This is a genomic window from Streptomyces sp. IBSBF 3136 (assembly GCF_036815105.1).
Classification (GTDB): Bacteria; Actinomycetota; Actinomycetes; order Streptomycetales; family Streptomycetaceae; genus Streptomyces.
In genome coordinates, this window is sequence record NZ_JAJSZC010000060.1 from 24,659 (window position 1) to 31,558 (window position 6,900).

General features: G+C 72.1%; 5 protein-coding genes. 1 reads left to right on the forward strand and 4 read right to left on the reverse strand.

Going from position 1 to position 6,900, the window contains the following annotated elements; genetic code table 11:
- Positions 1–62: 62 nt before the first annotated feature.
- From V7E45_RS15615 to V7E45_RS15630, 4 genes are all read right to left on the reverse strand, one after another.
- Positions 63–1,727 carry a glycosyltransferase family 2 protein gene (locus V7E45_RS15615; RefSeq protein WP_333774761.1) on the reverse strand — a complete coding sequence of 555 codons (1,665 nt, stop codon included), beginning with the start codon at positions 1,725–1,727 and terminating at the stop codon, positions 63–65.
- Positions 1,724–3,919 carry a CDP-glycerol glycerophosphotransferase family protein gene (locus V7E45_RS15620; RefSeq protein ID WP_333774762.1) on the reverse strand — a complete coding sequence of 732 codons (2,196 nt, stop codon included), beginning with the start codon at positions 3,917–3,919 and terminating at the stop codon, positions 1,724–1,726. The genes V7E45_RS15615 and V7E45_RS15620 overlap by 4 nt, the downstream gene beginning before the upstream one ends.
- 104 nt (positions 3,920–4,023) lie before the next feature.
- The gene (locus V7E45_RS15625; protein ID WP_333774763.1) at positions 4,024–4,926 is read right to left on the reverse strand and encodes an ABC transporter ATP-binding protein; all 903 of its coding nucleotides are present in this window, start codon (positions 4,924–4,926) and stop codon (positions 4,024–4,026) included.
- Positions 4,919–5,833: an ABC transporter permease gene (locus V7E45_RS15630; RefSeq protein WP_333774764.1), complete on the reverse strand. Its 915-nt coding sequence runs from the start codon at positions 5,831–5,833 to the stop codon at positions 4,919–4,921. Before V7E45_RS15630 ends, V7E45_RS15625 begins: the two co-directional genes overlap by 8 nt.
- A gap of 191 nt (positions 5,834–6,024) precedes the next feature.
- Here V7E45_RS15630 and V7E45_RS15635 point away from each other — a divergent pair, with 191 nt between their 5' ends.
- Complete coding sequence (locus tag V7E45_RS15635) at positions 6,025–6,651, forward strand: TetR/AcrR family transcriptional regulator (RefSeq protein ID WP_333774765.1); 627 nt, start codon at positions 6,025–6,027, stop codon at positions 6,649–6,651.
- The last annotated feature ends 249 nt before the right edge of the window (positions 6,652–6,900 follow it).

A 6,900-nucleotide genomic window follows, 5' to 3' on the forward strand; every position in this document is an offset into this window, starting at 1 on the left:
AGGGGCGTGCGGGACGGCATCGGCCGGCCCGCACGCCCCTGTGGTCCGGGAGCGGCCGGGACCTACCTCAGGACGCTCGCCACCAGCCGTGCCGCGTTCCGCACCTTCGGGCGGGCCACCTTGCGTACCACCGGGCGGATCACGCGGGCCGTGATCCCCACCGGGCGCCAGCGGATCTGGAGGCGGCCCGGGTTGCGGCCCTCGGGTTCGACGGTGACGTCGTGCGCGGTGGCGCCCGAGCGGTACTCCACGCGTGCGGTGCGGACCGGGAAGTCCAGCGGGGCCAGCAGCAGGCCCGAGTGGACGAGGCCCTGCTGTTCCAGGCGGAGCAGCGGGTGCCGCACGCCGTCGAAGCCCTGCACGGGCAGGGACGCGGCCGCCAGGTCGAGCCGGACCCGGCCCTCGAAGAGACCGGGGCGGACCGGGTCGAGCCGGAACGGGACCGTCAGACGACGCCGGCCGGGTGCCAGCACCAGGCTCGCGCGCTGCGGACCGACCGGGAGCCGCAGGCCCGGGTCGTACGTGCGGATCGCGAGCGTGAGACAGGCACCGGGGCCCGCGGTGAGTTCGGTGATCTCGTGGCGGAACTGCGCGCTGGGGAACGGCCGGGTGTCCAGCTCCAGGTCGGACAGGGCCAGTTCGCGGCGGGCCCGGTCGGACGCAGGGACGACGTCGCCCCAGTACGTGGCGCCGGTCTCGTCGGTGGCCACGTGCCGCGGTGCCACGCCGTGCGCCAGGCCGCGCGCCGCGAGCCGGACGTCGGACAGGCGGCCGTCGCGCAGGAGTTGCAGGACCACCCGCTCCGGGCGCGGCAGGCGGGCGAACGCGCCCTCCGCCAGCGTCTCCAGGTACGGGTTCATGATCTCGGCGAAGGACTCCAGCCACTCGTCGTCCCGGTAGGGCAGGTCGCCCGCGTACATCCGGAAGTCGTGCTTGAGGAACTTGAAGTCCTTGTCCTCGCGCAGCGCCGCGTGCCCGTTCTCCACCAGGAAGTCGTCGATCAGGCGCTGTACGTGCACCCGGTCGCGAACGTTGGAGATCTTGTGCCGCTGGTTGGAGATGGAGGCGGCGGAGGCGCTCGCGAAGGGTTCGATGTACCAGACGTACACCGGGTCGGGAATGATCGTGAACGCCTTCGCCAGGCAGTACGCCTGCGCCGAGAACAGCTGGTCCTCGTAGTGGATGCCCTCGGGGAAGCGGAGCCGGTGGCGGTCGAGGAAGGCGCGGGCGTACATCTTGCTGGTCGACAGGTGCTCGAACAGCAGCCGCGGGTCGGCCTCGATGCCGTCCAGCGTGCGGCGCTCGGTGACCAGGTGCGGCATCCACGTCGAGCGCCGGCCGTTGTCCACCCGGACCCGGCGTACCGCGCCCATGGTGAAGTCCACCTCGCGCTCGCGGTGCTCGGCCAGCAGCAACTCGACCGCGCGCGGCGGAAGTTCGTCGTCGCTGTCCAGGAACATCAGGTACGGCGCCCGGGCGATCTCGATGGCCCGGTTGCGCGGGGCGCTGCACCCGCCGCTGTTCTCCGGCAGCCGCAGGTAGCGGATGCGGTGGTCCTGCGCGGCCAGTTCGCGGGCCACCCGCGGCGTCTCGTCGGTGGAGTGGTCGTCGCTGATGACGATCTCGATGTTGGCGTGTGTCTGGGCGCGCAGGGATGCGACCGCCCGGGGCAGCCGGGCAGCGTCGTTGTAGACGATGACCGTGACCGTCACGTCGGGGGTCGTCATGCGGTGGCCTCCTCGGGGGTCGGGGCGGGGGTGCGTTCCTCGAGCGGGATCACCGGGGGCAGTGCCTCCTCGGGCTCGCCGAGGAAGACCCGGCGTACCACCCGCTCGGCGGCGCGGCCGTCGTCGAACTCGCAGAACCGGCGCCGGAAGGCGGCCCGTGCCTTGGCGGCGCAGTCGTCGCGCCAGGCACCCGAGGTGAGGATCTCGGTCAGCTCCTCCTGGGTGCGCGCGACCCGGCCCGGGGCCTCGGCCGTCAGGTCGAAGTAGACGCCCCGGGTGGTCCGGTACGTCTCCCAGTCGTCGGCGTAGACGACGATCGGGCGGTCCAGGTTGGCGTAGTCGAACATGATCGACGAGTAGTCCGTGACCAGCGCGTCCGCGGCCAGGCACAGCTCCTCGACCGGGTCGTAGGAGGAGACGTCGATGATCCGCCCGGAGCGCCGCAGGCCGGTCAGCGGGGAGGCGGCGCCGCCGTAGAAGTAGTGCGCGCGGACCAGCAGGACGGTGTCCTCGCCGAGCCGGTCGGCGAGGGCGGCCAGGTCGAGGCGGGGGGTGAAGCCGGCCTCGTAGTCGCGGTGGGTGGGGGCGTAGAGCACGGCGGTGCGGCCGGGGGCGATGCCGAGGCGCTCGCGGGCCGCGCGGACGTCGGCCGCCGTGGCGGTGTAGAAGACGTCGTTGCGCGGATAGCCGTGGTCGAGGGAGACGAAGCGGGCCGGGTAGGCGCGTTCCCACATGCGTGTGGTGTGGCTGTTGGCACTGACGCTGTAGTCCCACTTGTCGACGCGGGCCAGCAGGGCGGCGAAGTCCAGGCCCTTGGCGGCGGCCGGGTGGTCCATCTGGTCCAGGCCCATGCGCTTGAGCGGGGTGCCGTGATGGGTCTGCAGATGGATCGCGTCGGGGCGCTTGACGACCGCGTTCGGGAAGTTGACGTTGTTGACCAGGTACTTGGCGGTGGCCAGCGTCTCCCAGTAGCGGCGGGTGCCCGGGATCACGTGATCGGTGCCGGGCGGCAGCAGGGCCGCGTTCTCCTTGTTCACCACCCACACCCGGCGGATGTGCGGGGCGAGTTCGGCGAGCTTGGCGGCGATCGCGGCCGGGTTGCAGGCCACCCCGCGGTCCCAGTACGCGGCGAAGACGGCCAGGTTCGGGTCGACCGGGCGGGCGAGCGCCCTGCGGTACTGCTGGTCGCGCAGCTTGGCGCCGAGCTGGCGCTTGCGGGTGCGCACCGTCTTCCTGGCCGCGCGGCGGGTGCGGTTGGCGGCCTGGAAGGCGCGGTACTTGGTGTACGCGCCCTCTTCGAGCAGGCCGTGCCGTACGCCTTCGAGGCCGGCCGGGCGCCGGTGGTTCTCGGGGCGCCAGCGGACCGCGGCCAGGGAGGCCCGGCGGAAGAACTCGCGGGCCACCGCGTCGGGCAGGTGCTCGCCGGCGAACGCGCGCACCAGGTCGCGGACCATCAGGTCGTACATGACCGCGTGGACGGCGCGGCGGTCCCGGGCCAGCGGGAGGAGGGACTCGTAGCGGTCGATGAGCGCGAAGCGGTCCTCGGGGGCGCGCGGCGGCAGGCTCTGCGGGCGGAGCCTGCGGTGTTCGTACGCCACCTGGTTCAGGCAGGCGACCCGCTCGGCGTGCAGCAGGGCCGCGTACGCGGCGCCCGGCTCGTCGTCGGTGGTGAGCCGCTCCTCGTGGGCCCGCCAGAACGCGGTCCGCAGGACGCGGTTGCCGAGCAGCGGGGTGAGGCGCAGCAGGTCGGAGGCGTCGTCCAGGGCGAGGACGGCGCGGCCGGCGGCGGCCAGGTGACGGCCGTCGCGGGAGGGGGCGGCGGCGGTCTGCCAGGTGGTGGTGACGTGGTCGAGGAGAAGGACGTCGACCGTGTCGTCCAGCTCGGCGGCGCGCTCGGCGATCAGCCGGGTCGCGCCGGCGGGCAGGCCGTCCTTGGCGTGCACGAAGTGCAGCCAGCGGCCGGCGGCCCGCGCGGCCCCCGCCGCACGGGCCGCCGCGTCGGAGGTGCCGTCGGGCAGGGGCACGACGACGGTGTCGGGCGCGTGGTTCTCGGCCGTCTCCCGCGCCCAGTCGCCGACCGCGGCGACGATCACCTCGGCGTCCGGGAGGGGCCGGGTCTCCAGCGCGTCGAGGAGTTCCGTCAGATGCCCCTGGGTGTTCGGCCCGTAGACGATGACGCTCAGTTGGGGCATCGCGGGTGGACTCCTTCGCCTTGTCGTCTGCTGGGGGGACCTTTCTTAACATACTGTCACTAGAAGGGTGAAAGGGATAACCACGCCTGAGGTAAGAGGAAGCCTCACGAAGGTAGAGGAAGATTCGACGCCGTGGGTTGCGGTGCCGCCTTCTTCGGTGCCGACTTCTTCGCCGGTTTGGCCGGCTTGTCGCTCTTGTCGCCGGTGAAGGCCTCGTACTCCTTGAGGACGTCCTCCGTCGGCCCGTCCATGCGCAGCTCGCCGCGTTCCAGCCACAGCACCCGCTCGCAGGTGTCGCGGATGGACTTGTTGTTGTGGCTGACCAGGAAGACGGTGCCCGCGTGCCGGCGCAGCTCGCGGATCCGTTCCTCGGAGCGCTTCTGGAAGGAGCGGTCGCCGGTCGCGAGGGCCTCGTCGATCAGCAGGACGTCGTGGTCCTTGGCGGCCGCGATGGAGAACCGCAGGCGGGCGGCCATGCCGGAGGAGTACGTCCGCATCGGCAGGGTGATGAAGTCGCCCTTCTCGTTGATCCCCGAGAAGTCGACGATGTCCTGGTAGCGCTCCTTGATCTGCTCCCGGGACATGCCCATGGCGAGGCCGCCGAGGTGCACGTTGCGCTCGCCGGTGAGGTCGTTCATCAGGGCCGCGTTGACGCCGAGCAGCGAGGGCTGGCCGTCGGTGTAGATGTGTCCGTTCTCCACCGGCAGCAGTCCGGCGACCGCCTTGAGCAAGGTCGACTTGCCGGAGCCGTTGGTGCCGATGAGGCCGATGGCTTCACCCTTATAGGCGACGAACGAAACCCTCTTCACCGCGTGCACCCTGCGCACGCCGGCCGCCTTCTCGGCCTGCTTGCGGCGCAGCATGCGGTTGAGGGCGGCGGTGGCGGAGCCGCGGCCCGCGCCGGTGCCGTTGACCCGGTAGACGATGTCGACGCGGTCGGCGACGACGGTGGGGATCTGCTCGGGGTTCCCGGGGTGCCCGGGGGTCCCGAAGGTCTGCTCAGCCACGGCCGTACGTCTCCTCAGCCTTCCAGAAGTAGATGAAGCCGCCGATGCCGGCGAGCAGGGCCCAGCCGGTCGCCGCCGCCCACACGTGCGGGGGCAGCTGGTGGGCGTGGAAGCTGTCGATCAGCGCGTACCGCATCAGGTCGATGTAGACCGCGGCCGGGTTGGTCTCCAGCAGGATCGTGACGATGTGCGGCAGGTGGTCCTTCGCGGTGAGCTTGTCGATGCTCCACATGACACCGGACACGTACATCCAGGTCCGCAGCACGAAGGGCATGAGCTGGGCGATGTCCGGGGTCTTGGCGCCCATCCGCGCCATGATCATCGAGACGCCCGCGTTGAAGACGAACTGCAGCACCAGCGCGGGGATCGCCAGCAGCCAGGAGGCGGCGACCGGCACGCCGAAGCAGAGCAGGATGACCACCAGTGCGGCCATCGAGAACAGCAGTTGCTGGAGCTGCTGGAGCGCGAAGGAGATCGGCAGGGCGGCGCGCGGGAAGTGCAGGGCGCGGACCAGGCCGAGGTTGCCCGCGATGGCCCGGGTGCCCGCCATGATCGAGCTCTGCGTGAACGTCCAGATGAACACGCCCGTGACCAGGAACGGCACGTAGTCCGGGACGTTGTGCTTGGTGCCGAGCAGCACGCCGAAGATGAAGTAGTAGACCGCCGCGTTCAGCAGCGGGGTCATGACCTGCCAGACCTGGCCGAGCTTCGCCTGGCTGTACTGGGCGGTGAGCTTGGCGGTGGCGAAGGCGGTGATGAAGTGGCGCCGGGCCCACAGCCGGCGGACGTACTCCGGCAGGGAGGGGCGGGCGCCGCTGACCGAGAGACCGTGCCGGGCGGCCAGCGCCGCCAGGTCGTCTTCGGCCGGGACCTGGGTCGGGGGCGGTGTGTGGAGGACCTGGCTCACATCCGCTGCTTTCGCTCGGGGGGAGGGGGTACGGCCGGGCTGGTGCGGTCCCCGTCCGTCATCCGGCGTTTCCTTACGCTTCTCTTCACGTTCTCTTACGTCGGGACGGGACCGTATCGTCGCAACGTGAGCGTAGAACCATCCAGCGTCGGAACGCAACCGTTTCGTCGTAACGGCCTATGCTGGTCGGCATGACGACGAACGCCGACGAGGCCCCCAAGCGCACGCGCCGCCGGGCACCCGCCGGGGCCGCCGTGCTCCGGGAGGACGTGACCGAGGCCATCCGGGCGGCCGTCTTCGACGAACTGGCGGCGGTCGGGTACGCGCGGATGTCCATCGAGGGCATCGCCCGGCGGGCGGGGGTCGGCAAGACGGCGGTGTACCGGCGGTGGCGCTCGAAGCTGCACCTGGTGCTCGACGTGGTGTCGGCGATGGCCGTGATGGGGCTGCCGGTGCCGGACAGCGGCTCACTGGAGGGTGACCTGCGGCTCCTGTACGAGGTGACGTCGCGCGCCCTGCGCCACCCCGTCGCCTCCCAGATCATTCCCGACCTCCAGGCGGAGGCGGCCCGCAACCCGGACATCGCCGAAGCGATGCAGAAGGCCCTGCGGGACGGCCAGGACAGCGTCGCCAGCAGGATCGTGGCCGCGGCGGAAGCGCGGGGCGAGGTGCGGCCGGGAGTGAACCCGGACCTGGCCCTGGACCTGATCTCCGGCCCCCTGTACTGGCGTTCGGTGGTGATCCGCTCCCCGAAACTCCCCAAGGGCTACCTGGCGGACCTGGCCCGGGCCACGGCGGGGGCGCTCAAGGCGCTGTGAGCCGGCCCGGCGCCGACGGGCAGCCGGGACCGGGGCCGGCCGGGCCGTGACGCCGACACCGGGTCCTGGAACGCGCGACCGTGCGCGGAAACACGGGCCGGGGGCGCGACCGTGCGCGCGTAAACGCGGCCGAGGGCGCGACCCTGCGCGCGGAACCGGGCCCGGGGGCGGCCCGACCGCCCCGCGGACCCGGCGGCGCCCCAGCGCTCCACCGCCTCCACGGGGGCCGCGGGGGCCGCGGGGGGGGGG

Coding starts and splice junctions, on each gene's coding strand:
- V7E45_RS15620 (WP_333774762.1), bottom strand. CDS start 3,919: ATGCCCCAACTGAGCGTCATCGTCTACGGGCCGAACACCCAGGGGCAT.
- V7E45_RS15615 (WP_333774761.1), bottom strand. CDS start 1,727: ATGACGACCCCCGACGTGACGGTCACGGTCATCGTCTACAACGACGCT.
- V7E45_RS15635 (WP_333774765.1), top strand. CDS start 6,025: ATGACGACGAACGCCGACGAGGCCCCCAAGCGCACGCGCCGCCGGGCA.